The organism is Collinsella sp. LCP21S3_C7 (assembly GCF_052118485.1).
Taxonomy (GTDB): domain Bacteria; phylum Actinomycetota; class Coriobacteriia; order Coriobacteriales; family Coriobacteriaceae; genus Collinsella.
Genome location: NZ_JBQKHC010000074.1, coordinates 1 through 314, shown reverse-complemented (window position 1 = coordinate 314; position 314 = coordinate 1). Strand labels below are relative to the sequence as shown.

The window sequence follows — 314 nt, the reverse complement described above, 5'->3', positions numbered from 1 at the left end:
GGGCACCGGCAAGGACGTGCTCAACCTGTTCCTCGACGAGCTCACGCGCGAGCAGAGGCGCGCCATAGAGGTGGTGACCGCCGACGGCGCGAGGTGGATAAGGCAGCTGGTCAAGCGCCGCTGCCCCAACGCGAGGTGGGTCATGGACCCCTTCCACGTGGTCCAGTGGATGAACGACGCGCTCGACGCCGTGCGCTGCGAGGAGTGGAACGCCGCCAGGGCCGCCGCCAGGGCCGCCAGGCCCAGGCCCGAGGGCAAGCGCGGCAGGCCTGCCAAAGGCGAGCTGCCGCCCGAGGAGGTCAGGGCGCTCGAGG

At 72.0% G+C, this 314-nt stretch carries 1 protein-coding gene; it reads left to right on the top strand.

What is annotated here, in order from left to right; all coding sequences use genetic code 11:
- Positions 1-314, top strand: a 314-nt coding sequence (locus ACTQ1E_RS08945) for a transposase (RefSeq protein WP_441565912.1), incomplete at both ends; no start/stop codon positions are given.